The organism is Vulgatibacter sp., from assembly GCF_041687135.1.
Classification (GTDB): Bacteria; Myxococcota; Myxococcia; order Myxococcales; family Vulgatibacteraceae; genus JAWLCN01.
Window position 1 is genome coordinate 273,392 of record NZ_JAWLCN010000003.1, and the last position, 24,687, is coordinate 298,078.

At 71.6% G+C, this 24,687-nt stretch carries 14 protein-coding genes; 2 read left to right on the top strand and 12 right to left on the bottom strand.

Annotation, left to right across the window (positions count from 1 at the left end; all coding sequences use genetic code 11):
- Nucleotides 1-75: 75 nt before the first annotated feature.
- Nucleotides 76-1,359 carry a glutamate-1-semialdehyde 2,1-aminomutase gene (gene hemL, locus ACESMR_RS08590; RefSeq protein ID WP_373046641.1) on the top strand — a complete coding sequence of 428 codons (1,284 nt, stop codon included), beginning with the start codon at nt 76-78 and terminating at the stop codon, nt 1,357-1,359.
- Nucleotides 1,360-1,434: 75 nt separating this feature from the next.
- On the opposite strand, the gene ACESMR_RS08595 is transcribed toward hemL, so the two are convergent.
- The 5 genes from ACESMR_RS08595 to ACESMR_RS08615 form a co-directional block, all read right to left on the bottom strand.
- Nucleotides 1,435-3,252: a hypothetical protein gene (locus tag ACESMR_RS08595; protein ID WP_373046642.1), complete on the bottom strand. Its 1,818-nt coding sequence runs from the start codon at nt 3,250-3,252 to the stop codon at nt 1,435-1,437.
- An 81-nt stretch (nt 3,253-3,333) separates the two neighbouring features.
- Nucleotides 3,334-5,358, bottom strand: coding sequence for a hypothetical protein (locus tag ACESMR_RS08600; RefSeq protein WP_373046643.1), 2,025 nt, complete (start codon nt 5,356-5,358; stop codon nt 3,334-3,336).
- 61 nt (nt 5,359-5,419) lie between these two features.
- Nucleotides 5,420-8,578, bottom strand: coding sequence for a MopE-related protein (locus ACESMR_RS08605; protein ID WP_373046644.1), 3,159 nt, complete (start codon nt 8,576-8,578; stop codon nt 5,420-5,422).
- On the bottom strand, nt 8,578-13,995 hold the full coding sequence (locus tag ACESMR_RS08610) for a hypothetical protein (protein ID WP_373046645.1): 5,418 nt from the start codon (nt 13,993-13,995) through the stop codon (nt 8,578-8,580). The genes ACESMR_RS08605 and ACESMR_RS08610 overlap by 1 nt, the downstream gene beginning before the upstream one ends.
- A gap of 12 nt (nt 13,996-14,007) precedes the next feature.
- Nucleotides 14,008-15,111: a hypothetical protein gene (locus ACESMR_RS08615; protein WP_373046646.1), complete on the bottom strand. Its 1,104-nt coding sequence runs from the start codon at nt 15,109-15,111 to the stop codon at nt 14,008-14,010.
- A 268-nt stretch (nt 15,112-15,379) separates the two neighbouring features.
- Between ACESMR_RS08615 and aqpZ the strand changes: the two genes are divergently transcribed.
- Nucleotides 15,380-16,129: an aquaporin Z gene (aqpZ, locus tag ACESMR_RS08620; protein ID WP_373046647.1), complete on the top strand. Its 750-nt coding sequence runs from the start codon at nt 15,380-15,382 to the stop codon at nt 16,127-16,129.
- Nucleotides 16,130-16,240: 111 nt separating this feature from the next.
- Here aqpZ and ACESMR_RS08625 read toward each other — a convergent pair whose 3' ends face one another.
- From ACESMR_RS08625 to recA, 7 genes are all read right to left on the bottom strand, one after another.
- Nucleotides 16,241-17,395 carry an ATP-binding protein gene (locus tag ACESMR_RS08625; protein ID WP_373046648.1) on the bottom strand — a complete coding sequence of 385 codons (1,155 nt, stop codon included), beginning with the start codon at nt 17,393-17,395 and terminating at the stop codon, nt 16,241-16,243.
- 133 nt (nt 17,396-17,528) lie between these two features.
- A complete protein-coding gene (locus tag ACESMR_RS08630; RefSeq protein ID WP_373046649.1) occupies nt 17,529-18,932 on the bottom strand; it encodes a DUF533 domain-containing protein in 1,404 nt (467 codons plus the stop codon).
- Nucleotides 18,933-19,078: 146 nt separating this feature from the next.
- A complete protein-coding gene (gene argC / locus ACESMR_RS08635; protein ID WP_373046650.1) occupies nt 19,079-20,134 on the bottom strand; it encodes an N-acetyl-gamma-glutamyl-phosphate reductase in 1,056 nt (351 codons plus the stop codon).
- A gap of 83 nt (nt 20,135-20,217) precedes the next feature.
- Nucleotides 20,218-20,925 carry an ABC transporter ATP-binding protein gene (locus ACESMR_RS08640; RefSeq protein WP_373046651.1) on the bottom strand — a complete coding sequence of 236 codons (708 nt, stop codon included), beginning with the start codon at nt 20,923-20,925 and terminating at the stop codon, nt 20,218-20,220.
- 3 nt (nt 20,926-20,928) lie between these two features.
- On the bottom strand, nt 20,929-22,146 hold the full coding sequence (locus ACESMR_RS08645) for an ABC transporter permease (RefSeq protein ID WP_373046652.1): 1,218 nt from the start codon (nt 22,144-22,146) through the stop codon (nt 20,929-20,931).
- Nucleotides 22,147-22,149: 3 nt separating this feature from the next.
- Nucleotides 22,150-23,442 carry an efflux RND transporter periplasmic adaptor subunit gene (locus ACESMR_RS08650; protein WP_373046653.1) on the bottom strand — a complete coding sequence of 431 codons (1,293 nt, stop codon included), beginning with the start codon at nt 23,440-23,442 and terminating at the stop codon, nt 22,150-22,152.
- Nucleotides 23,443-23,520: 78 nt separating this feature from the next.
- Nucleotides 23,521-24,600, bottom strand: a complete 1,080-nt coding sequence (recA, locus tag ACESMR_RS08655; RefSeq protein ID WP_373046654.1) for a recombinase RecA — start codon at nt 24,598-24,600, stop codon at nt 23,521-23,523.
- Between the last annotated feature and the right edge of the window lie 87 nt (nt 24,601-24,687).

Here is a 24,687-nt window from a genome sequence, read left to right on the forward strand (position 1 = left end):
TCGGCGTTGCCCAGGGTGGCGCGGGGATCTATGCCAAGCCCTTCACGGCCACCTCGAGGCCGCAAGGAGCGAAGCATGGACCACAGCCGCAGCGCCGACCTCTTCCAGCGTGCACAGCGCCAGATCCCCGGCGGCGTCAACTCGCCGGTCCGCGCCTTCCGGGGCGTGGGCGGACAGCCGCTCTTCTTCGACCGCGGCGAGGGCGCGTGGCTCGTCGACGTCGACGGCAACCGCTATGTCGATTACGTCGGCTCCTGGGGCCCGCTCCTCTTCGGCCACGCCTGGCAGCCGGTGGTCGATGCGGTCTGCGACGCGGCGAAGAAGGGCACCTCCTTCGGCGCGCCGCACGCCGGCGAGGTCGACTTCGCCCAGCTCATCTGCAGCATGGTCCCCTCGGTGGAGAAGGTCCGCCTCGTCTCCTCCGGCACCGAGGCCACCTCCGCGGCGATCCGCCTCGCCCGCGCCGCCACCGGCCGCGATCGCATCCTCAAATTCGAGGGCTGCTACCACGGTGCCTCCGACTCGCTGCTGGTGAAGGCCGGCTCCGGCGTCGAGACCCTGGGCCTCCCCGACTCGCCGGGTGTGCCGGCGGATCTGGCGAAGCACACCCTCACCCTGCCCTTCAACGACGAGAAGCGGCTGCGGGCGTTCTTCGAGCAGCACGGCGACACCATCGCCTGCGCGATCATCGAGCCGGTGGTCGGCAACATGGGCGTCTTGCTGCCGAAGCCCGGCTTCCACGAGGCGCTGCGCGAGGTGACGCAGGCGCACGGCACCGTGCTCATCTGGGACGAGGTGATGACCGGCTTCCGCCTCTCTCGCTCTGGCGCGCAGGGCCGCTTGGGGATGACGCCGGACCTCTCCACCTTCGGCAAGGTGATCGGCGGCGGCCTGCCGGTGGGTGCCTATGGCGGCAAGAACGAGCTGATGAAGCTGATCGCGCCGGAGGGGCCGGTCTACCAGGCGGGCACGCTCTCGGGAAATCCGCTGGCGGTGGCTGCGGGCATGAAGATGCTCGGTGCCCTCGACGAGGCTGCGTTCGCCAGGCTCGAGACCCAGTGCGAGAAGCTCTACGCCGGCATCGAGGAGGCGCTCCGCGACACCGGCGTGCCGGCGCGGCTCAATCGCATCGGCAGCATGTGGACGCTCTACTTCACGCCGGACGAGGTCTACGACTACGACTCGGCGAAGAAGGCGGACACGGCGAAGTTCGGCCGCTTCTATTGGGAGTGCATCGAGCGCGGCGTCTACCTCTCGCCCTCGCAGTTCGAGTCGTGCTTCGTGTCGCTCGCCCACGGCGACGCGGAGATCGAGCACACGGTGCGCGGGATCCGCGGGGCGCTCGAAGCGGTGCGCTGATCCGCAGGGCCTGGCTCACGAAAACGCCCGGCGCCGCCACGAGCGGCCCGGGCGTTTTTCATGGGCGGGCGCTTTTCAGGGCGCCCAGCGGAGCACGGCGTTGCCGTAGCCCACGGTCCAAATCGACCCACCTGCCGGGGCGATGCCGCCCTGCGCGTCGCCGCCGGCGATCCAGTCGATCGCCCCGCCGGTCCAGCGCTTGAGCATCGGGCCGCTCACCCAGAGCGTTCCGGCGTCGTCGTGAGCGAGGTGGCCGGCGTTGAAGAGATCGTCCTCGCGCAGCGCCCAGCTGCCGTCGTCCCAGGCGAAGAGGCCCCCATCCGCCAGGAGCCATACGTCGCCGCCGGGACCGATGGCGAGATCGCTCGGCTCGCGCCCGGCGCTGCCCCGGGCCTCGAAGACGCTGCCGTTCCAGGCGGCGGCGGCGCCGCCCTCCCCCGCTGCCCATACCGCGCCGTCCCGCACAGCGATCTCGGCGGCGAAGGAGAGCCCGGTCTCCACCGTGGCGAAGCCGTCGTCGCCGCCGCGCAGCACCTGCGACGAGGCGCCGGCGATCCAGACCTCGTCGCCGTCCGCCTCCACGTCGAGGAGCGCCCAGGTGGCGGGCACGCCCGAAACCTCTTCCCAGCCTGCGGCGCCGAAGCGGAGCACCAGCCCCTGCTCGCCCACCGCCCAGGCGGTGCCGTCTGCCACCGCCTCGAGATCGTAGATGGCGCGGTCGGCGCCGGTGGTGAAGCGCTCCACCCCGCCACCGGCGAAGCGGGCGGTGCTGCCGTCGGCGCCGAGGACCCAGACCACCTCGCCAGCGGCGCTGATCCCGGCGGCATCGATGAAGCGCCGCAGCGGCGCGTCGCCGGGGCCTGCGGGGCTCCAGTGGATCAGCTGGCGCAGCGGCTCGACGGTGGAGGTGCTCGCCGCCCAGAGCGTGCCGTGCCCGGTGGCGGCGATGGCGTGGAAGCCGTGCGCCTCGCTGCCGTCGACGGCGGCGAGGGTGGCGCCGTTCCAGTGGAGCAGCCCTGCCTCTCCTGCGACGAAGTCCGAGGCGATCCACACGTCGTCGGGGCCGCTGCCGGTGACGGCCACGAAATCGCCAGTCGTGGGCGAAGCGACGGTGGCCCACGCCGCGCCGTCCCAGCGCGCGATGCCGCCGTCCCGTCCCACCGCCCAGAGATCGTCGGCGGCGCTGCCCCAGATCGCGGCGACCTCGATGGCGGGGCCCTCCGCCACCGTCCAGCTGCTCCCGTCCCAATGCACGAGGCCCTGCGGCCCGGCACCCCAGACGTCGTCCGGCGCTGCGCCCCAGAGCGAGCGGATGGAAAGCCCGTCGGGCACCGGCCAGGTGGTGGCGTCGCTGCCGTCCCAATGGACGAGCACCCGGGTGCCGGCGAGATCCTTCGCGGTGGCGGCGAACCAGGCGTCGTTGGCGGAAGCCGCCCAGCCGCTGCGGAAGTCGGCGGCGCCGTCGATGGGGTGGAGGAGGAAGCCGCCGCAGGTGCTGCGCTCGTAGATCCCCTCCCAACCCGTGGCGAAGAGCGCGCCGTCCGCCGCAGCGACGAAGGCGATGGGAAGCGCCTCCTGCTGGCTCCAGCCCGCGGCGCCGCGGTGGACGAGGGCGGTGGTGCTGGCGAGCCAGAAGCCGTCCTCGGTGGCGGCGATCGCCTCCACCGCGAGGTTCGCCTCGGCGTTCTCGGCGCACCATCCCTGCGCGTCGCAGAGCGTGGGCTGGTGGGCCGGCAGCGCGGGGCAGGTCGGGTCACCACCGGTGCCGCCGGTGCCGCCGCTTCCCCCCGCACCACCGCCGCCACCAGCGCCACCGGATCCCGAAGACGACGCGTCCCCGCCACCACAGGCGGCGAGGACGAGAGCGGCACAGGCGAGCAGCAGCTTCTTCATGTCGTTTCCCCCCATTCGAAACGGGGCGGATCCGAGCATTTCGTCTTGCCGCTCGCAATGTGGGAATTCGGAGCTTTTTCGCTACGGCACCGGCACGGTGAAGGTCGTCACGTGGTCCCAGACCGCGGTGCCGCCGGCGGTCTCGACGAGTTGCAGGCGCAGCTCGTAGCTGCCGGTGGGAAGGCGCAGGCTGAAGGGCAGGATCACGCCCTCGAGCCCCATCGCCTCCACGGCGGGGAAGGGATCGCCGACCAGCGCCATGCCGCTCGCATCGGTGGTCACCGAGTCGGTCCACCACGCGTGGTAGAGGTGATCCGCCGCATCACCGACGAAGAGCTCCTCCCCGTCGATCGGCGTGTTGGCCGTGGCGCCCACCGACGAGAGCGTCACCCGCCACTGCACCGTCTCGGTGGGCGTGGCGGTGGTCGCGTGCCGCGCCTGGATCGCCACGAACGAACGCGCGTCCGCCTGCACCGCATCGAAGTGGAGGAAGTTCGCCAGCGCGGGAAGGTGCGCCACGGTGAGCGTCTCGGTGTCGGTGGCGAGCACCGTGCCGCCCGCCACCTCGAGCAGCTCCACCTGCAGCGTGTAGGTCCCCGGCGTGAGCGCGAAGGAGACCGGGAAGTTGGCGCCGCGGAAGAGCTGCAGCTCCCGTGCGGCGATCCCCGCCGGGCTGCGCACCGCGACGCCGCTCGCGTCGGTGACGAGGGCGTCGGTCCAGTGCGCGTGATCGAAGCCGTCCACCGCGTCGAGGTCGTAGTGGAAGGCGACGCCCTGCACCGGCGCGCCGGCGCCGTCGAGCACGGTATAGCGCCACGAGACCAGCTCGTCGGGATCGACGGTGGGCGCCACCCGCGAGTTGATCACCGCGAGGTTGCGCACGGTGGCCGGGTGCTCGCCGAAGCCCCAGAGGGTGATGCCGGTGAGCACCGGCGCGACCTGCACCTCGGCGGTCCCGCTGCCGACGACGGTGTTGCCGAGGGAGAGGAGCTCGACTGTCGCGTTGATGGTGCCTGCGGCGGGCGGCGTGATCCGCCACTGCACGTGGGCGCCGCCCGCGGCGAGGAGCCCCGCTGCACCCGCCTCGAAGCCCGAGCCGCCGAGGATCACCTCGCCCTGCGCGTCGGAGAAGCTCTCCTCGGTCCAGCTCCGCCACTCGATCGGATCGGCGCCGGTGGCGAGGGCGATGCCGGCGACGGGCGCGCCGGTCGCGTCGGTGAAGCGCACCCGCCAGCGCAGCCTGGCGAAGGGATCGTAGGCGCCGACGATCTGCGCCCGGAAGCCCACGAGGTTGGCGACCCCTGCGCCCATCGCGTCCCACTCGGCGTCGTAGCGAAGGCCGAAGGTCCAGGTCGGCGCGTTGCAGACGAAGCGGGTGGAGGTCACCTCGTTGGCGGAGAGCACGCCGTCGGCGTCGAGATCGAGGCCGGCGACGATCTTGATTCCGCCGAAGCCGCAGTTGGCGCCGGCGGGCTCGTCGACCATGTCGACCAGCGCGGTGGCGCCGTCGGAGCCGTCGCTCCCGTCCTGCCCGTCCTGGCCATCCTCGCCGTCCTGCCCGTCGCTGCCGTTGGTACCGTCGGTGCCATTGCGGCCGTTGCAGATCACCGTGCGATCGGTCTCCTCCTCGGGGTCGAGGACGCCGTCGCGATCGCGATCGACGCCGGCGATGATCCTGGTGCCGCCGGTGGGGCAGGTGCTGCCAGCGGGCTCGGGCTCGGTGCGCACCAGCGCCTCGGCGCCATCCTCGCCGTCGATGCCGTCGGTGCCGTCGGTTCCGGGCCTGCCGTTGGTGCCGTCGGTCCCGTCGCGGCCGGGCCTGCCGTCAGTGCCGTCCGTTCCGTCCTTGCCGTCGTTGCCCGGGGCGCCGTCCTCGATCACGGTCTCGGTGCCGTCGGCGCAGCGCACGGTGCGGGTGCCGTCGCCGTTCTCCTCGACGGTGCAGCCGCCGCCAGCGACAGGGCCGGGGATCTCGGCGCTGGTGCCGTCGGGACAGCGCATCGTCCGCACGCCGTTTTCCTCGGCGACGGTGCAGGCCTCCTGCTCGGCGCCGCAGGCGGAGAGGAGGAACGCGGCCAGGGCCGCGAGGGTGGCGATCGATTTCACGGGAAGCTCCAGAGACTCTCGCGGGCCTCCTCCCCATCGAGGAGGAGACCCGCCTACGGGATCAGCGGCAGGAGAGCGTGCGCTGCTCGCCTTCCTGGGTGCAGGACGACCAGTTGCTGCAATCGTCGATGTACCAGGTGGCGTTCTGGCCACAGGCGGGGACGCTGTTGGCCCAGCCGACACGGGGGTCGCAGCAGCAGAAGCCCGAGCAGCAGGTGCTGCAGCCCGCGGCGACCGCGGTGTTGCTCGATTTGCTCTCGGTGCCGTCGCAGTTGTAGTCGAACGAGCCGCAGGCGTTGGCCGACGTGTACCAGTGGAACGCAGCAGGATGGGCGCGGTTGTCGCGGTCGCAGCAATCGAAGGCGAAGGGCTGCTTGTTCACCGTGCCGTCGCGGTGCTTCGCGCGGGCGTCGTAGTTGTCCGAGGGGCTGGCGGCGCAGAGGCATTTCTTCGCCAGCTGCGTGCCCCAGCCGTCACCGTCCTCGTCGAGGTAGTAGTCGGTGCACTGGCCGTTGTCCTCGCCCTCGTCGATCTGGCCATCGCAATTGTTGTCGAGGCCGTCGCAGATCTCGTTGGTGGGCTGGATGGTCTGGTTGCAGACCAGCGCGCCGTTGGTGCAGCTGTAGACGCCCTTGGCACACTCGCCGAGCTTGCCGGGAACCGTGCAGGCGCCGTTCTCCTCCGGGTAGGTCTCGTCCACGCTGCCGTTGCAGTCGTCGTCGAGGCCGTTGCAGCGCTCAGCCGACGACTGCACGTCGCGATCGCACTGCACGCTGCCGGCGCGGCAGATGGTGGTGCCGGGGGCACAGACGCCGAGCTCGCCGGTGTCGCAATCGAGGCCGCCGCCGGGGTTGCCGTTGTCCACGACGGTGTCGAAGTCGTTGTCGAAGCCGTCGCAGACCTCGAAGGCGTCGCAGCCGAGGAAGCGGCCGAAGTCGTCGGCGTCGTGCGAGCAGGTGACGCCCGCCGGATTCACGTCGTAGCCGGGGCACGAGGGGTACTGGATGATGCAGTCGTTGACGCAGCCGCCCTGGTAGCTGCTGCCGGGGAGCTGCGGGCCGTAGTCGACGTAGGGGATCGCCGCCCACGCCACGTCGCCCGGGCGGACCGCGCTCGCCTGGACGAGGGAGCAGGCGACGTCGGTGTCGGCGGGGTTGACCTCGTCCGGCAAGCGGGCAGGACCCGCTGCACGGCAGTGGTTGAGGCGGTAGCCCCGGGCCTCCGCCTGCGTCGGCGTGATCTGCTGGGGCAGCCCCGCCACCGGCTCGTTCTCGAAGACCAGGCATTTGAACTGGCTGTGGTGGTTCATGCCGCTCCAGCCGGCGGCCGGATCGGAGTGGACCGCGTAGTCGAGGCCCACCGGCGTGGCGATGACGCCGAAGCGCGGATCGCGATCGACGTCGCAGCTCCGCCAATGGGTGCCGTCTTCCGCCGGGTAGGAGAGAGCCACGTGGTCGGGGCGCTCTGCCTCGGAGGTGAAGGCGAGGCGCGACTTCTCCGCGATCTCCCAGGCGCCGTGGAGATCGCCGGGCCCGGGCTCGACGAAGCGGCCGGTGTGGAGCTCGGCGAAATAGCTGAACTCGTTGAAGGGCGTCTGCTCCGGACGCACGGTGGGGGAGCGGGCGTGGCCGTTCCACTCGTTCACGTCCGGCACGCCGTTGTCGTTGTAGTCGGCGCGGGGGTCGTGGCAGAGCTTGGTGAAGCGGTTGAGCTCACGGGCGCCGGGGATCGCGCCGGCAGCGCCGTAGGCGGGGAGCCCCTTCACCTGCCAGCTGATCGAGAGGAGCGTGTCGTCGTCGTTGCGATCGCTCTCGAAGAGCGGCAGCGGCGCAGGCAGCGGCACCGTCTTCCGCTGCCCCGCCTCGTTGACCAGTACCACGCGGTCGATGGTGCGGAGCTGGCAGCGGGCGTTCTCGTGGATCGCCGGGTCGGCGGAGTCGAGGGCGAGGCGCGCGCTCTCGCGGAGCCAGCCGTCGCCGTCCGCGTCGCAGGCGAAGCTGCCCACGTCGCCGGCCGTCGAGTAGAAGTAGCCGGGCTGGGTGCGGCAGATGCACGAGCCCGCGTCGGTCGGCGCGGTCCAGCGGCCGTCTTCGCCTGCGTCGTCGCAAGGCGGGCACGGCTCGCAGCGGCTGCCGCTCCAGATGCCGTCGGCGCCGCAATCCTGCTGGCACCTGGCGTCGGTGTGGTCGCCTGCGGCGACGCAGATCTCGCCGCTGCCGCAGCGCACCTGGCCGCAGGTGCGGACCGCCCGGCAATTTCCGGTGGACGGATCCTCGGTGAAGCCCGGCAGGCAGCCGGTGCAATGGCCGTTGGGCAGCTCCTCGCAGCCGCGGTTCTCGACGGCGCAGCCGAGCTCGGCGCAGGCCACCCGCTCCACGCAGGTGCCCCGCTCCGGATCGAGCGCGGTCTCGCCCTGGCAGTCGCCACAGCGGGCGGGCGACACGGCGCCGTCGCAGCTGCGCGACTCGTCCTCGCAGGCGGCGCTGATGTCGGTGCCGGCGCCTGCCGTGCAGCTCGCGTCGGGGATCGGCGCGCAGCTTCCGCCGATCTCCTCGAAGCCCGCCCTGCAGGCGCCGCAGCTCGCGTCCTGGCCGGCGCTCGCGGGGATGCAGCTCCGGCCCGCTGCCACGCAGCCGAGGTCGGCGCAGGTGCGGACCGGCTGGCAGCTGCCAGCGCGCTCGACGAAGCCCGACCAGCAGCCGCCGCAGCTCGCCTCGGTCTCGGCCGTGTCGACGCAGTTGCGCATCTGCTCGGCGCAGGTGCCGGCGATGCTGCCCGGGACGCCGTCCTCACAGGTGCGCAGGACGCAGCCGTTCTCGCCGATGGCGGCGCCGGGGAGGCAGCCGCCGCACTGCGCGTCGGCGCGGCTTCCGCCCTCGACGCAGCTGCGGGATTCGCTGCCGCAGTCGAGATCGGCGCAAGCCTTCACCGGCCTGCACGCCCCGTCCTCCTCGACGTAGCCGCCGAGGCACAAGGTACAGCTCGCGCCCTGCCCCGCGTCGAAGCACTCCCGGTGCTCGGCGCGGCAGGTGGCGAGGATGCTGCCGGGCACGTCGGCGATGCAGGTCGGCGCCGGGACGACGCAGGCGCCGGTCTCGTCGCGGACTTCGCCCGCCGCACATCCGGGTTCCGGCGCAGGTGCCGGCTCGCTGCTGCAGGCGGCGAGGGAGGCGGCGAGGAGCAGGCCGCCCAGCCACGAATGACGAAGGGTGGCGTTCATCAGATCTCCGTGAAGTCCGTGTAGTAGACGTAGAGGCGGATGTCGGTGAGCGAGGCGAGGTCGACGTCCTCGTTCACCCTCTCGTCCTTCTGGTTGAAGACGAGATCCCAGCCGGTGTTGACGAGGGGCCGGTCGCGGAGCCGCTCGTTGCGGTAGACCTCCGGCGCCAGCGCCCGCACGCCGTTGAAGAAGGGGTTCAGGACCGCCGTGCGCACCGGGAAGGCGTAGTAGTTGGTGCCGCCGCCCACCGCGCTCACCACGCCGGTGCCGCGCTGGGTGACGTAGACGCGGCCGAGGGTGTCGCCCACCGCGTCGCCCACGATCTCCGCCTCCGCGTAGCGAACCTTGTGGTTGCGCGTCAGCGGCGAGAGATCGTCGACCGAAGTCGAGAAGGGCATGAGCAGGTAGCCGCGGGGATCGAAGAGGTTCGGGTCGGCGAGCTTCTCGCGCAGGAGCCTGGTGCGCGCGACCTCGGAGAGGGCGACGCCGTCGTCGCCCTTGCGCGGGATGCGGAGCACGTCGTCCCGGAGCGAGACGATCGCCACGCGGGTGTCGGGGTTGCCGTACTGCTCCTCGAAGGCGATGTAGTCGCTCTCGAGCTCGTCGAGGTAGGACTCGAGGGTCACGTCGCCGGCGGCGACCATGCGCACGATGAAGAGCTTGTCCTTCGGCGCGTACGACTGGCTCGTGTAGTACTCGAAGACCTGCGTGGCGCGGTAGGCCTCGGTGAGCGCGGCGTAGAAGGTGCGGTCGGCGGTGAAGATCGCGTCGTTGCGGTAGATGCGGACGTTCGGATCGTTCCGGGCCGCCTCCACGTTGATCGAGAGCTGCTCGTTCTCGGCCTGCTCCGCCATGGTGGCGGTGGCGTCGTTGCGGAGCTTGGCGATCTGCGAGATGGCCAGCTTGAGCTCGTACTGCATCTTCACCGCTTCGAGCTCGAGCTCCGCCGCCTGCCGGAGGAAGTCGCGGATGGTGTACTCGACGTCGATGCGAGCGGCGTCGCACTCCTCCTGGATCTCGCGCTCGACGATGCCGTTCTCGATCTCGCTGATCCGGTGCTCGAGGCCGACGATGATCGACTTCGAGACCGCCATCAGCACGTTCCCGCCGACGGCGACGCCGGTGTAGACCGACGCAGAGACCGCGGCGGTGGCGCATTCGCCGGTGAGCGGACCGCATTTGGTGAGCTCGGTGAGGTTGCCGAGGAGCTCGAGCACGTTGGTGGTGGTGTCGATCACCAGCTCCAGGGATCGGATGCCGTCCTCGAGACGCAGCCGCTCGGCGTTGGCGTTCATCACGTAGTCCTTGAAGGACCCGATCCGGGCGCACTGCCTGTCGACCTGCTCCTCCGCGTCGGCGATCGAAGCGACGAGGTTGCGCTGCGCGAGCTTCACCCCTTCGAAGTCGAGCCGGACCGCGTCGAGGCTCGCCATCGCGTCGTGGAGGGCGCCGTTGCCCACCAGGCCGCAGGGGTCGGGGAAGAGCCGCGTCGCCTCGCTCAGGTAGGCATAGCGCGGGATCGCCGGGTAGACGGCGCTCTGCCCGTCCTCCTCGACCACGAAAGTGCCGCAGATGTCGGCGAGGGTGTTCTCCGCGTCGTTGCGGATCCGGCCCAGCTCCGCCTGGAAGAGCACGGTGTCGGTCTCGAAGCTGCGGTTGTCCTCGAGGGCCCGCTGCTCCTTCACCGCCGCGACCGAAGCCATCTCCCGGGCGCGGGCGAGGGATTTCTCGAAGGCGTTCACGTCGAGGGCGTCCAGCGCCGGGAAGGGGATGTAGTCCGGCGGGATGCCGTAGAAGGTCATGCTGTCGGAGATGTCCTGGTAGACGCTCCGCATGTCGAGGAGGGCGGCGCGGTAGGTGTACTGCGCCATCTCCACCGAACGCGTGATCTGCGCCATCGAAGCGGCGTCCACGTTCCGGCTCACCTTCCGCATCATCTGCGAGAGGAGGATCGACTCCATGTAGGCCTGGCCGTAGGCGCGCTCGACCACGCGGCGGGCGAGGTCGGGGCGGTTGAAGCCCTGGTAGCGCTTGGCCACCTCGCTCCACACCCGGGCCTTCTGCGAGGAGGCGCGGATCAGCCGGTCGAAATAGGAGGTGGTGGTGGCCTGGGTGATGAAGCCCTGCCCCGGCGGCAGCTCGCCGATCGAGGCCCAGATCTCCGCGGCCTGGCCGTAGAAGCGGTCGAGGGCGAGCTGGTAGTACTGCCCCGCCTGGTAGAGCGAGTACATCTCGAAGCCCGCGCCGCCGGAAAGGTTGAGCCCCTGCGGCTCGAAGAGCGAGCCCTCGAAGTTGGCGAGCTTCTGGCCCGCGAGATCGAAACGCGAGGCGAAGGCCGAGGTGAAGGACTCGTCCCCCATCATGATCAGCAGCTCGGCGTAGAGACGCTCGAAGCCGTCGAGCACGATCGGCGCCGGCAGGCCGAAGACCTGCTGCTCCGCGTAGGAGAAATTCCGGGTGAGGAACGCCTTGAGCACCGAGCGGGCCTCGTCGGTGAGCTCCGGGTAATAGGCGGTGTAGACGTGGGTGGCGCAGTCGACGCGCTCGCGGATCGCCTCGATCGCCGCCGGGTCGTAGCAGTAGGGGATCGAATCGCCCTGGCAGACCTGCGGCGCGAAGCCGACGCTCTGGCCGGTGCGGTTGCGGAAGCGGGTCTTGTAGCGGAAGGCCTCGAAGATCTCGTCGTCGAGGGAACGGAAGACGGCGGCCACCGCATCCTCGCGGTAGAAGGTCTTGCCGCTGCGCAGGTCGAAGCGGTCCGCGTCGCAGTAGACGCTGTCCTCGTCGGTGCAGCGCCACATCGGCTCGAGGCGCAAGCTCGCCCTGCCCTGCTCCTGCCACTGGCGCAGGGTCTGGACGCAGGTCCCCTTGGTCGGGCAGGCCTCGCCGACGACGCAGCCCTCGCGCTCGCAGGGCTCGCCGGCGTTGCAGGTGGCGCCGCCCTGCTGGCAGGCCAGCGCCGCGATCTCGCCGTCGGAGGCGCCGGTCCCCTGGAGGGTGAAGAAGTCCACCTTGCTGCCGCCGGGGCAGGCCACCGGCTCGCTCCGATCGGCGCCGCCGTCGAAGTAGCCGGTGTCGTGGCAGAGGTAGTGGACCTTCTCTGCGCTGGTGGGTCCGATCACCGGCGGCGGCTGGGGGCTCGGCACCACGCCGCGGATCACGCCGATGCCCACCGCGCTGGCGGTGGTGGCGTCGAGGCCGCCGCCGCCCACCGGATCGAGGACGGTGTCCACCAGACCGGCGTCGCAGGCGAGGCCCTGGGGCACCGGCCGCTGCCGGTAGTCCTGCGGATCGAAGCCCTCGTAGTCGTCGGCCCGGAGGAGGGCGCCCGTGCGGTTGAGAATCATGAAGCCGTAGGAGGAGAAGCCCTCCTCGTCGGCGGGATCGAGGAAGGAGGGGAGTCGCTCCCGGAAGATCACGAAGATCGTCTCCTGGTCGATCATCGCGCCGTCCACCAGCTCGAGGCTCCGCTGGCGCGTCGCCCCGTCGGGGATCGGGTTGGAGGCGGCCATGCTCGAGTTGATCGCGTGGAAGGCGGCGCTGTCGCCGAAGGGCAGCAGCTTGTCGCGGCACTCGTAGCGGTAGAGCGTGTTGCTCGAGGGATCGCGGCTGGTGCCCGCCTCGAAGCCCGGCACCAGCCAGGGCACGCGGGTGAGCTCGAAGGTGCCCGGGGCCGCCCCGGCGCAGCGGGTGTCGCGCTCGTCGGTGAGGTACCTGCCGCCCACGAGGATGTCGGCGTCGAAGGCCTCGAGGAAGTTGAGGCAGGCGTCGCCCATCGTGTCGGTGCAGCCGTTCGGATCCGCGGAGAAGGCCACCTCGATCTTCGGATCACCGGCGTAGTGCAGCGTCTCGCTGGAGAGGATCCTGCCGCTCCAGCTGCCCGCGGGGGCGCCGGGCTCCGCCCGCAGGTTCATGGCGATGGGGAAGTCGACCACGCCGGTGGGGATCGGGTTGTCGGGCAGGTAGTCCGAGAAGACGGAGATCCCCTGGTTGTTGTCGTAGAGGTAGCAGCCGACGTTAACGTCGGGCGCCGACTCGCTGGGGCAGCGCGCCTTCACCGAGTCCCACTTCCAGCTCTCGGTCTGCATCGCCTGCAGCGCAGCCAGGAACTCCTTGAGGCTGATCCGCTGCTCGCGGAGCGCGCCCCAGCGGCGGATGAAGGCGTTGCCCACGGCGCGCAGCGCGGCGCGGTCGTCGCGGTTGCGGAGCCAGGCGTCGAGGCCGCCGTCGGGGAAGTTGGCGACGTAGTACATCGTGCCGGCCCACTGGCCCTCGGGGCTGCGGGCGAAGCTCAGGTAGAGCGAGCGCACGCCGGAGGTGGGGTGCTGCACGTCGATGGTGCCGTCCCACCGGTCGAGCGCAGGGTTGTCGCCGCCGGCGAGGCGGATCTCCTTCGTCTCGCCGGGGCCGACCCCGACGGTGAGCTCGCGCACCACCGCGGGCTCGTCGTCACCAGCGGCCATCTCGAGCCAGAAGAGCGGCTCGTCGGTGAAGGACTTCGGTCCGCCCTCGCCGAACTCGCGGTGCTTCGCCTTCCGCACCACGAACTCGACGTATTCGGCGCCGTCGTTGCGGATGTGGAAGGCGCCGGTGGGTGCGTTCGAGGTGAAGGTGACGCTGCTCTCGACCAGCGAGAAGGCGCCGACGTTGGCGGGTGCGGCGTCGCCTGCGGCGGGAGCCACGGGCAGGCAGACGCCGGCCTCGCCGTCCTCGGTGGTGCAGACGCTGCCGGCGGGGCAGGTGTCGTTGGTGGTGGTGCACGGGAGCCTGCACGCGTAGCGGTGGCAGATCCGCCCTTCGCGGCAATCTGCGTCGGCGCTGCAGTCGGAGTAGCAGCGCCCTTCGATGCAACTCTGGAAGTCGGGGCAGTCGACGTCGGTGGAGCAGGCGCCGGCGTCGAGGTTCTGCCGCTGGGTGCCGATGCCGTCGCCGTCGTCGTCACCGGCGGTGCCGGCCTCGCCGCGCGGTACGACGCAGGTGCCGTCGAGGCAGATCGCGTCGTCGATGCATCCCTCGAGGAGGCCGTCCTCGCCGCAGACGATCAGCCTGCCGTCGCGCAGCAGGTCGCCGCGGCAGGGCGTGTAGCACTTCGGGTCCGCCGGCGGGACGAGGGTCTGGCCGAGGTCGGGCTCGCAACGGCCGTTGCTGCAGACGTTGCCCGCCGCGCAGGCCTCGCTCCCGCCGCAGAGGCAGCCGGTGCCGCCGGGCGTGCCGACGTCGCAGACGGCGAGCTCGCAGGTGCCAGCGACGCACGCGAGGAGCTCACCGTCGGGACCGCGCTTGCAGGTGTCGCGGGGGCCGCATTCGCAGCCGAATTCGCCCCGGGAGGCGCAGACCTTCTCCGGGTATTTCGAGATGTCGCCGCAGGCGCCGAGGAGCAGCACGAGCAGCGGAAGATACCGGACGAGGCGTTCCATCGAAGTCTCGTTTCAGAGGTCGTGGCGGAGGGAGAAGCCGAGCTCGTAGCGGACCAGCGACTCGCTCGTTGACGGGATGCGTTCCAGGCGGCCTGCACCGATCTCGCCGCGCCGTTCCTGGCTGGCGAAGGGGAGGATGGCCTGCTGGAGGATCAGGTGGTTGTTGCCACCGAAGGTGAGCAGGCGCTCGGAGGCTTCGAGGCCAGCGAAGAAGGAGCGCTCGAGCCACGGCGCGTCGGTGTCGGGTGCGCCGAAGCGCAGGCCGGCGACGGGGCCCACTGCGAGCCAGGGAAGCAGGTGGACCTCGGCGGCGGCGAAGGCTTCGAGGGCGTTGCGCTGTTCCTCGCGCGCGGCAGCAGCGGCGCCGACGCCGATGCGCGCGCCGAGCCAACCTGCCCGTGCGCCGGCGGCGAGGCGCAGGCCGGGGGAGGCGACGGTGGCGGGGTCGGAGACGCCCAGGCTGCCGTGGAGCGAGAGCTCGGCGAAGGGGACGAGCGTGGGCGCCTGCGGCACCGCCGGCGGGGGTGCCGGGGGAGGCGCGTCCTGCCGCTCGCGGTCGCGCTCGATCACGAGGCGGGCCTCCTCGAGCAGGCGGCGATCTTCCGCGGAGAGCCCCTGCGGCGCTGGGAGGCAGGCGCTCTCCAGGCGAATCTCGACGCCGCGCCAGGAGGGCGTCGCGGGAGGCGGCGCTTCGTGGAGGCGCTCGGCAGCGACGCCGCGGTTGCCGAGCTCCCGGAGCACCAGCGAGGCCCGGCCCCGGGCACGGGCAGCCTGCGCCGCTTCCTCCCCGCCGAAGGCCTTCACCACCGCTGCCGGGAAACGCTGCTCGTCGTGGCGACCCTCGACGTAGAGGCACGCCCGCTCGGCGCCCCGCTGCGCGACGCAGCCGGCGATCTCGTCGAGGAGCGGCGACCAGGCCGCCGGCAGCGCCGCGTCGGTCGAGGTGTCGGAGACGGCTGCGGCGCCGTCGAGCTGCCAGCGGCCGGACGCGCAGAAGGGGCCCTGCGCTGCGACGTCGTTCGATGCGGCGGGCGCCTGCGCCGCAGCTGCAGAGCCGAGACACAACAGGCCGAGCACCGGCAGGACTGCCGGGGGAGGTCCGAAATAGCGTCGCATGCGCGACGTGTAGCCTCACCGCCGAGCGGACGTCAATTTCACCCGCCGCAAACCACCGATTTTCATGGGATTTCATGGGAGTATTCGGAGGCGAACCCTCCCCATCAGCGGTAGGCTGCGGCACCGACTTCATGCCTGTCGGCGCATGGTTGCATGCAGCTGCATCACGGCCGTGCACCGTCACCTCTGCCGGTCGCCGCCTCGCAGCGGGACACGGCGCCGTGTTGCCGCACCTTGCGGCGGTGGCGATGGGCACCAACGTTGCCGCATGGAACCCACGCTTCTTCGTCGCACGGTCTCCGAGTTCCTGGGCACCTTCACGCTCGTCTTTGGCGGCGTCGGCGCCGCGGTGATCACGCCGCCCGGCACCGGAATCGGCATGCTCGGCGTCGCGCTCGCCTTCGGCCTCACCGTGCTCTGCATGGCCTATGCGCTCGGCCACGTCTCCGGCGCCCATTTCAATCCGGCGGTAACGGTGGGCCTCGCCGCAGCAGGCAGGTTCCCCGCGCGCAAGGTGCTGCCCTACGTCGTCGCGCAGGTGGCGGGGGCCATCCTCGCAGCCCTGGTGATCTACGCCCTGGCGACCGGCAAACCGGGCTTCGACCTGCAGGCCAGTGGCCTCGGCGCCAACGGATTCGGCGCCCACTCGCCAGAGGGTTATGGGCTCTGGGCGGCGCTGCTCGCGGAGACGCTGCTCACCTTCCTCTTCGTCGTGGTGGTGCTCGGCGCCACGGACACGCGGGCGCCGGCAGGCTTCGCGCCGCTGGCGATCGGCCTCGCCCTCACCCTCGTCCACCTGGTGGGGATCCCCTTCACCAACACCTCGGTCAATCCCGCGCGGAGCACGGGTCCGGCGCTGATCGTCGGTGGCTGGGCGCTGGGGCAGCTCTGGCTCTTCTGGCTCGCCCCCCTCGTCGGCGGAATCGCCGCGGGCGCGGCCTACGCGGCGCTGGCGCCGGAGCGCAGCGCGGTCCGCACGCCCCGGGGTGCCGGCACGCCGGCGCAGCAGCGGACCTGAGCGACCGAGCGTGTGAAGGAATCGGTCCGGCACGCGCCGGCCCGCTTTCTTCGCTCGCGCTTCGCGCGAAAAACGCTCCTTCTTGCGTTCGCTTCGCCTTCGGCTTCGCTGTCAGCTGCTGCGTGCCCTGCGGGGCATGCGCACCGAGAAGGTCGTCCCGCGCTCGTGATCCGAGCAGACCTCGATCCGGCCGCCATGGGCGTGGACGATCTCCCGGGCGATGTAGAGACCGAGGCCGAGGCCGGACGACGAGGAACCGGGCTCGTCCACGAGGCCGCGCCGGAAGGGATCGAAGAGGTGCGGCAGTAGCTCCGGCGGGATCGGCTCCCCGCCGTTGTGCGTCTCGAAGACCACCTCGTCGGCGGAACTGCGCAGCGAGATGTTCACGCGGCCCGGCCCGTGTTGCACGGCGTTCGCCACCAGGTTGGAGAAGCTCTGCGCCATCCGGCTCGGATCCCAATCGGCGATCTCCTCGGTGGGCGCGTCGACTTCGATGATCGGCGGCGCTTCGCCCGGCTGCAGCTCCTCGATCACCTGGCCGAGCAGCTCACGGACGTTCACCGGCGTGGTCTCGATGGGAATCCCGCCGCCGAGGCGGCCGCGGGTGAAGTCCAGCAACTCGCCCACCATCTGCGTGATCCGGTCGGTGCTCTCGCCGATCCGCCGCAGGAGCTGCAGCGCCAGCGGGCGCTCCTCGTTGCGCTGGAGGAGGGCGGCGCTGACGCCGATGGCGTTCAGGGGATTGCGCAGGTCGTGGCCGAGGACACCGATGAAACGCTCCCGGAGCTCGGCGGTGGCCGCCGCGTCGCTGAGCGCCGCCGCGCTGGCGACGTTGCGCTCCTCCGCCTCGATGAGGAAGGCGATGAGCTGCGCGTGGAGCCGGAAGGTCTCGATGACGTCGGGCGGGTGGACGTGCGGCTCCGGATCGAGCGCGCAGAGGACGCCGAAGGGCATCCCGTCGACGCGGTGGATCGGCACGGCCACGTAGCTCTCGATCCCGTGGACGCGATAGCCCGGATGCTCGGCGAAGGCCTCCTCCCGGCTCGCGTGCTGGACGACGAGCGACGGGCGCGAGAGCAGATCCCGGCAGTAGGTGGTGGCGACGTCCAGGGTGAGTCCGGGCTGCAGTCCCCACCCCGCCTCGTCGAGGACGGCGCAGGCGGTCCAGGAATCCCGGGTGACGCGGGCGACCAGCGCCATCCGCTGGCCGGTGGTGCGGGCGAGGACGCGCAGGACCGTGTGGACCGCGCTGATCCCGTTGACCAATTCGACTTCGTTGTGCGGTGCGGCTGCCAGCCCGTCCGTCCTCTCTCTTACGGGGTAGGCGGCGACCTTAGAAAAGATCCGGGGGCGGGCTCAACTGCCGGTTTGGTTTCGTTCGACAGCGAGCATGTGCCGTTCAGCGCCTGGCGGCGGGGCGTGCAGCGAGCGGCACCCGCGGCGGGCGGAGGTGCGGCGGCATCTGCTCCCGTCGCTGGAAGCTGGAGGGGAGCAGGTTGAAGGGCAGCACCTTGAGCAGCGCCGCGAAGATGAGCATGCCGCCCGGCGCCGAGATGATCGCCAGCGAGGGGACCACCTTGGCGAGATCGATGAGCTGCTCCCGGGCGCGAGCGCGCTCCTCGGGGCTGAGCTTGGCGCCGCGGGCCGCGCGGCCGAGGAGCTGGAAGAGATCGCCGGTCTCCCTCGCCTCGAGGAGGATGCGGTCGAGGTTCTCCTCGATCTCGCGGGCGATCCGGTCGACCAGCTTCTCCGACGTGGAGGCGCCGGCGGCGCGGACCTCGAAGGCGTCGTGCACGTCGGTGGGATCGTAGAAATAGTCGCCCACCTGCGCGGCGATCGCCTGCATCTCGTCCTCGTCGATGCCGAAGCGCAGGCGCAGCTCGCCGAGGAAGCGGCGCTCCACGTCGTCCACCGTGCCGTCGACGATCGCCGCGAGGTAGACCTGCTCGGTGACGAAGCGGCGGATCGTGCGCGAGCGGATCCGCTCGGCGAGGTCCGCAGGCGAGAGCGGCTTCTCCAGCGCGGCGCGGACCTGGCGCTCGTGGCTGCGGGGGAGGCGGAGCTTGCGCAACTCGCGGCGCACCACGCGGCGCTCGCCGTCGGTGAGCGGGTGGTGGGCGAGCGAGAGCGCGAGCAGCGCCTGCATCAGCGCCGCGCGCTCCCGATCCACCGCGGCGTTGAGCCGCTCCGCGTAGACCGGGTCGAAGCGGCCCCTGCCGTACCACTCGATGGCGAGGTGGCCGACGACACGGGCCTCGCCGAAGACGAGGCCGTTGTGCAGGGGCAGGTCGAAGACGGTGTCGCCGGTCACCGGCGGCTGCCGCTCGAGGAGCGCCTCGCCGATCGCCTCCTGGAGGGAATCGATCGAGCGCCGCCGCGTGCCGTACCGGGCGAGCGCCCGCTTGCGGACCTCCTCGGCGAGATCCGGGCGGCCCGCCGCAGCAGCGAGGAGCAGGGTGAGCTCCGCCTCGGTGCGCTGCCGGTCGAAGGGCACGCCGAAGATCCGGGCGATGTCGAGGGCGAGGAAGATCTCGCCGGCGAGGACCGCGAGAAAGAGCGCCTCGGCGCGGTCGAGCCGCTGGCCCTGGGTGACGCGGGCGGGCAGCTTGGGCGAGCCGTAGACGAGGCCGGAGCGGCGGAGCTCCTCCTCCAGGTGCCGGAGCGCGCGGACCCGCGGGGCAGCGGGGGTGGGGCAGTCGCCGCGGATGGCGGCACGCAGGCGCGACAACGCCTCCTCGGGCCGATATCCGGCGAGGATGCGACCGATGAGATCGGTGAGCCAGCCTGCGTGAGCGAGTTCCATCAGGGGTCGGGTGAGCGAGCGGGGGCTGCGCCTGTCTGCTTTAACGCGCGAGGGGCCGCAGCGCCTTCAGCGTTTAGCGGATGGACGAAAAAAAAGCAGGCGGCCGGCGCCCGCCTGCTTCGTCGCCTGCACGGAGCGCCGTTGCCTCAGGGATAGAGCGGCACCTGGCCGAGGCCCGCCGTCTCCGGCAGGCCGAGGACCACGTTGAGCGCCTGCACCGCCTGGCCGCTGGCGCCCTTCACCAGGTTGTCGATGACGGAGGCGACGATGAGCCTGCCCGCCCGGCGATCCACCGCGGCGCCGATGAGGCAGAAATTGCTGCCGCGGACCATGGTGGTGGAGGGGAGCTGGCCCGGGGGCAGCACCCGCACGAAGGGCTCGTTCTCGTAGTGGGCGGCGATCCGCTCCACCAGGCCGGCGGTGTCGAGGTCCCGGGCGGCGTCGGTGGGGTCGGCGTAGATGGTGGCGAGGATGCCTCGGGTCATCGGCACCAGGTGGGGCACGAAGGTGAGGCGCACCGGCGCGCCGGCCACGTGGCGGAGCTCCTGCTCGATCTCCGGGCGGTGGCGGTGGGCGTCGACCTTGTAGGGGCTCATGCCCTCGCCCGCCTCGGCGAAGAGCGAGCCCACCGAGGGGGTCCTGCCCGCGCCGGAGACGCCCGACTTGCAGTCGGCGAGGATGCCGGCCCGCAGGTCGGCGAGGCCGAGGGCCAGGAGCGGCGCTGCGCCGAGGACGGTGGCGGTGACGTAGCAACCAGGCGCCGCCACGAGCCTGGCGTCGCGGAGCTCGTTCCGGTGGAGCTCGGGCATGCCGTAGACCGCGCTCTTCTGCAGCGAAGGTGCGTGGTGCTCGCCGTAGAATGCCCGGAAATCCTCCTCGCTGCGCAGGCGGAAGTCGGCGGAGAGATCCACCACCCGCATCCCGCGCTCGAGGAGCTGCGCCGCGTGCTCCGCGGCGGCGCCGTGGGGCAGGCCGAGGAAGGCGACGTCGGCTGAGGCGGCGAGGGCAGCCGCATCGAAGGCCTGCACCACGAGGGCGCCGTAGCGGGTGGTGGCGAGGTGCGGGTAGACGGCGGCGAGGGGCTTGCCCGCCTCCGAGCGGCCGACCACCGCGGTGAGCTCGAGCCCGGGGTGGCCGGCGATCAGCCGCACCAGCTCCGCGCCCGTGTATCCGGTCACCCCCACCACTGCCACGCGCACCATCGTCTCGCTCCTGCCTGCTCCGGCCGCGGCCGCAGCGAAGGGCGCGCACTCTAGATCCGAGCGGCGCCTCGATCCACTCCGGTTCAGCCGCCTGCGGGCTGGCGCCGATCGTCCACGACCCTGCCGTCGACGAGCTCCACGATCCGGTCGCAGCGGGTGGCGAGGCGCACGTCGTGGGTCACCACCAGCACCGCGGTGCCGCGCTCCCGGTTCATCTCCCGGAAGAGCTCGAAGATCCGATCGGCGCTGGCGGTGTCGAGGTTGCCGGTGGGCTCGTCCGCCAGCAGCAGCGGCGGATTCAGGAGGAGCGCCCGGGCGATCGCCACCCGCTGCTGCTCGCCGCCGGAGAGATCGGTGGCGGGCTTCCCCGCCTTCTCCCGGAGCCCCACCCTGTCGAGGAGCGCCAGGGCCCGCTCCTCGGATGCGGGGTCGAAGCGCCCGCGCTCGATCCACGCGGGCATCATCACGTTCTCCAGCGCGGTGAAGGCCGGGAGCAGGTGGTGGAATTGGAAGACGAAGCCGATGGTGCGGCCCCGGAAGCGCGTGCGCTCCCGCTCCGGCAGCCCGTTGGGATCGCGCCCCTCGAAGAGCACCCTGCCCGCCGAGGGCCTGTCGAGGAGGCCGAGCAGGTTGAGGAGGGTGCTCTTCCCCGATCCGGAGGGCCCGATGATGGCAGCAAACGCGCCTCTATGGACCTCGAGGTCGATTCCGTGGATCACCTCGGCTTCCACCGCGGTGCCCACACCGTAGCTCTTGCGGAGGCCTTCGAGCCGGAGCAGCGCCTCGGACACCGGTCACTCCCCGTGGATCGCCGCGGCGGGATCGAGCCCCGCCGCCCGGCGCGCCGGCGCCACCGCGGAGGCGACGCCGGTCAAGGTGGCGACCAGCGCCGCCCAGGCGACGAGGCCGAAGGTGACGTCGATGACGAAGAGCGGCTCGCCCGCAGGCGTCCGCGCCACCTGCCGGAAGACGAAGGCGAGTCCCGCCCCCAACCCGCAGCCCACGAGGGATCCGAGCAGGCCGAGGATCCCGCCCTGGAGGAGGAAGATCAGCATCACCTCGCCGGTGGAGGCGCCCATCGCCTTGAGGATCCCGATCTGCCGGGATCGCTGCACCACCGAGACCACGAGCACGCTGGCGATGCCGAGGGCCACGGCGATCACCACGAAGAGCCGGATCATCGTGGTCGAGGCGGTCTGGGCCCGCAGCGCGGTGAGGAGCTGGGCGTTGGTCTCCATCCAGCTCCGCGCCTCGAGCCCGGTGGAGGAGGCGATCCGCGCCGCCACCTCGCGGGCCGCGAAGATCTCGTCGATCTTGAGCTCGAGGGAGGTGATCGCCCCGGGCAGGTCGAGGAGCGATTGCGCCTGCCGCAGCGAGACCAGCGCCCAGCGGCGGTTCACGTCCTCGTTGCCGAGGTCGAAGATCCCGGCGACGGTGAGCACCTCGGCCCCGACCTCCGCGGTGGAGAGGCGGAGCTTGTCGCCGACCCGCAGGCCGAGATCGCGCGCCAGCTCGATGCCGATCACCACCTGCCTGCCGTCGACGTCGAAGCGGCCGGCGACGATGTCGTCCTCGAGAGCGACGACCCGGTTGAAGTCCGCGGGCTCCACGCCCCGCAAGGCCACCGCGAAGCTCGCCCTGCCCGCCTGCGCGAAGGCGGCCCCCGCCACCACCGGGCTCACCGCGAGCACCTCGGGCTGCTGCCCGATCGCCGCCGCCAGCTGCTGCCAGGCGTCGATCGACTCGGTGCGCTGCACCGACTTCTCGATCCGGGCGTTCACCGCTGCGCCGCCCTCGTCGCGGAGTTGCCGGGGGAGGTCCTCCGGCGGCCGCACCACCACGTGGGCCTGCGAGCCCAGGGTCCGCTCGACCAGCGAGGATTGGAGGCCGTCGATGAGCGCGGAGATGAAGACGATCACCGCCACGCCCACCGAGACGCCGGCGAGGATCAAGCCGGTCTGGAGGCGACCCTCCCGCAGGAAGCGGAGCGCGACGAAGAGGGGGAAGCGCATCCTTCAGCCCCGCTCGCCTGCAGGAAAAGGAATCGGCACCTGCGCCTCGCCGGCAGGATTCTCCCCGTCGCCGGCACGGGCCGCCGCCGGCTCGTTCCCCTTCGCTCCGGCCCGGACCCGCGCCCCGGCCTCCACGCCTGCCTCGGGAAGGATCACCGCCTCGCCCGGCGCGACGCCTTCGAGCACCTCGACGTAGCTTTCGCCCCGGAGCCCGAGCTGCACCTGCCGGCGCGCCGCGCGCCCCTCGTCGATCACCAGCACCCAGGGCGCAGCGGTGCCGAGGTCGCGCAGCGCTTCCGCCGGGAGCACCAGCGCATCCGCCTTGCGGGCCACGGCGACGTCGGCGGAGACGGTCATCTCCGGCCGCAGGTAGGCGGGCGGTTCCGGCACGGCGAGGCGCACGTCGACGGTGCCCCGGGCGGGATCCACCGCCGGCGCGATCCGCTTCACCACCGCAGGAAATTGCCGATCGGGAAAGGCATCGGCGGAGACCAGCGCCCGCTGCCCTACGGCGAGCCGGGCGAGGTTGCGCTCGTCGGGCTCGATCTCGATCTCGGTGTCGCCGCTGGCGCCGACAAGGAGCAGCACCCGCCCCGGCTGCACCGCGTCGCCGACCTCCACGTCCCGCGCGAGCACCACACCGTTCACCGGGGCCTCGAGCCTGGTGCGGGCGAGCCGGGCCTCGGCGAGCTGCAGCGCCGCCTCCGCGTTCTCCACCGCAGCAGCGGCGAGACGCGCTTCGACGCCGCCGGCGCCGGCGCTCTGCCGGGAGAGCCGCGCCGCATCCGCTTCCGCCTCCGCCACCTCGAGGCGCCGCTGCGCTTCGTCCAGCGACGATTGCGCCAGGGCGCCGACCCGGTGCAGCTCGGCGTAGCGCTGGTATTGCCGGCGGGCCTGCTCCAGCTCCGCCTCGGCGCGGCGCACCCCGGCCCGCGCCTGCGGGAGCTGCACCGAGCGGAGTTGCGCCTGCCGTGCCAGCGCCTGTTCCAGCGCCGCCCGGGCCTGCGCCACCGCGGCCTGCTCCTCCGCGTCGTCGAGGCGAAGGAGGAGCTGCCCGCGCTCCACCGGATCCCCCTCCTCGACGAGGAGCTCCGCCACGTTGCCCGAGGTGAGCGGCCCCACCTCGATCCGTGCCGGCGCCAGCACGCGGCCGGTGACCACGAGGCTCTGCACCAGCTCCCGCCGGCTCGCCTCCACCACCGGCACCACTTCGCCGAGCAGGCGCGCCACGAGAAAGCCGATCGCCACCAGCACGATCAGCCCCAGCGCGATCCATTTTCCCTGCCGGCGCAGCAAGCCACCCTCCGTCGTCCGCTGCGCAGCATGCGCAGCCTTCCGACATCGTTGCGGCTTTGCTCCGCGCGGGCCAGCGACTTATGCGCTGCGGGCCGATCCCTTGCGGCCGCCCTTGCCCTCGTCCTCGGGCTGCGGGACCGCCTGGAGCGCGGGGCCGCGCTTGATGTTGAACTTGTCGAGGACCTTGGTCTCGATCCGCTCGAGGAGCTCGGGGTGCTCGACCAGGTACTGCTTCGAGTTCTCGCGCCCCTGCCCGATCCGCTCACCTTCGTAGGAGAACCAGGCGCCGCTCTTCTCGACGATGTTCTCGTTCACCGCCAGATCGAGGATGTCGCCCTCGCGGCTGATCCCCTGTCCGTAGAGGATGTCGAACTCCACCTCGCGGAAGGGCGGGGCCACCTTGTTCTTCACCACCTTCACGCGGGTGCGGTTGCCGACCACGCTGTCGCCGTTCTTGATCGCGCCGATGCGGCGGATGTCGAGGCGCTGCGAGGCGTAGAACTTGAGCGCGTTGCCGCCGGTGGTGGTCTCGGGGTTGCCGAACATCACGCCGATCTTCATGCGGATCTGGTTGATGAAGACCACGGTGGTGTTGCTCTTGGCGATGGTGCCGGTGAGCTTGCGGAGCGCCTGGCTCATCAGGCGGGCCTGCACGCCCATGTGCGAATCGCCCATCTCACCCTCGAGCTCCGCCCGGGGGACGAGGGCCGCCACCGAGTCGACCACGAGCACGTCGATGGCGCCGGAGCGCACCAGCATCTCGGTGATCTCGAGGGCCTGCTCGCCGCAGTCCGGCTGCGAGATCAGGAGGTCGTCGGTGCGAACGCCGAGTTTACGGGCGTAGCCCACGTCGAGGGCGTGCTCCGCGTCGACGAAGCCACAGACGCCGCCGCGGCGCTGCGCCTCGGCGATGAGGTGGAGGGTGAGGGTCGTCTTGCCCGACGACTCCGGCCCGAAGATCTCGATGATGCGGCCGCGGGGAAAGCCGCCGACGCCGAGGGCGATGTCGAGGGAGAGGGCGCCGGAGGAGATCACCTGGACGTCCTTGATCATCGCCTCCTCGTTCCCGAGGCGCATGATCGAGCCCTTGCCGAACTGCTTCTCGATCGCACCGATGGCCAGGTCGATCGCCTTCTCGCGTTCCGGATTCTGCGACATCGCGTTCCCCTCTGCAGGCCCGTGGGCCATCTAAACACTTGTGTAGTTGCGGTCGAGGCATCAGGTCAACCTCGTCCATGGCCACCG